General features: G+C 66.0%; 2 protein-coding genes. Both read right to left on the bottom strand.

Translation table 11 applies throughout. From position 1 onward, the window contains the following. Positions 1 to 35: 35 nt before the first annotated feature. A complete protein-coding gene (locus AC1D0Z_RS21075) occupies positions 36 to 1,229 on the bottom strand; it encodes an efflux RND transporter periplasmic adaptor subunit (protein WP_477660109.1) in 1,194 nt (397 codons plus the stop codon). After that, the coding region (locus AC1D0Z_RS21070; RefSeq protein WP_477660108.1) for a TetR-like C-terminal domain-containing protein at positions 1,226 to 1,730 on the bottom strand (505 nt) is incomplete at its 5' end. The genes AC1D0Z_RS21075 and AC1D0Z_RS21070, both read right to left, overlap by 4 nt.

The following is a 1,730-nucleotide window of genomic DNA, read 5'->3' as shown; positions in this document are numbered from 1 at the left end:
AGGCTGACCTGCGTAAACCACATGCGCGTGAGTCCTCAGGGCGCCGGCTTGGCAGGTGCACTGGCCGCCTGTGCCGCAGCCGGAAGTTGCGTGAAGCGCACTTTGGTGCCCTCACGCAATGCGCCGATCTCGCCGCGGATCACCACTGCGCCATCGGCCAGACCCTTGACGGCGACCACGCTGTCTTTGCCGGCGGTGCCGCGCGCGCCCAGCTCGACGCTCCTGTGCACCACCAGGCCGTTTTCAACCGCCTGCACATACGGCGTGGGCTTGTCGGTGCGCACGGCGCTGACCGGTACCGACAGCAGCGAAGCGCTGGCCGTGCCCAGCGTGCCCTGGGCAAACAGCCCCTGGCGCAAAGGCGCGGCGCCTGCGTCACCGGCGGCGCCCGGGTTGTCGATGCTGAGGTACGCCAGCACACTGCGRCTGCCGGCCTGCGCCGTGGGATTGATGCGCACCACTTTGGCCGTCACGGGTTGCCGGCTGCCTTCGATCTGTAGCTGTGCGGTCTGGCCCACGCGCACGTCCATGGAGTCGGTAGCGCTCAAGGTGGCTTCCAGCTCGAGCCGGCTCAAGTCCACCACTTCGATGATTTTGGTGTCGACACCGACACGCTCACCCGGCTGGGCAAGGCGCTGCGATACCTGGCCGGAGATGGGGGCTTTCAGGATCGTGTCGTCCACCGATTTGGTCGCGACCTCGGTGGCGGCTACGGCCGCCTTGTAGGTGGATTGCGCGGCATTGAGATTGGCCAAAGACGTGTCCAGCGCGGTCTTTGAGATGAAACCCTGGTCGACCAGCGCCTTGTTGTTGTCGTACTGGCGCTGCACCACATCCACCTGCGCCTTGGCCGATTCGGCCTGCTCGCGGGCCTGGCGTACGCGCGACTGGTATTCAGTGGCGTCGATGCGCGCAACCACCTGGCCGGCCTTGACCACGTCGCCTTCGCGAACCGTGAGGCCCTGCAGTTCCCCGGCCACGCGCGCCTTGATGACGGCGGAGTTCACGGCCTTGAGCGAGCCCGACACCGGCAGACCCTGAACCACCTCGCGCGTCTGGGCCTTGACCACGTCGGTGGCGGCCAGCTCGACCTGGCCCATATCCTTGACGGCGGTGCTTGCGGCAAGCGCCTGCTGCTGGGCCTTGCGCGCGGACAATGCACGCAACACGCCGCCCACGATGAGCAGCACGATAAGCCCGGCGACCCCCCACTTGACCCATCGCTTCATGCTGCGGCTTTCCTGTTGCTCTGTGCGGCGGCGCCGGCCGGTGCGGAGATGCCGTTCAGGATGGTTTCCACCTGGAAGGCGATGTATTTTTGCGGATCCAGGTCCGCGTCGCTGCTGATGCAGATGCCGGCGGTGTGCCTGGACAGGATCAGGAAAATCATGGGAGCGACCACCAGGTAGACCGCATAGTCCAGGTCCATGGGCCGGAACTCGCCGCGGTCCATGCCGCGTTGCAGGATGCTGCGGATCAGCCCGTGGCCCGGCATGATGACTTCCTGCTGGTAGAAGGCCGCGATGTCGGGGAAGTTCTTGGCCTCGCTCATCATCAGCTTGGTCAGGCCCGAGGCGCGCGTCAGGCCCACGCGCTCCCACCAGCTGTTCATGCAGTAAGCCAGCAATTCGGGGGTGGTGCCTTCAAAGGTGTCCAGCTCGGCGCGCCACTCCGTGAAGCGGCCCGAGATGTTTTCGCGCACCACGGCCTTGAACAGCTCTTCCTTGCTC

This window comes from Polaromonas sp. P1_E3, assembly GCF_056405935.1.
Note: the sequence above shows the minus strand (reverse complement) of the source record. Positions and strands in the feature narration are given on the sequence as shown.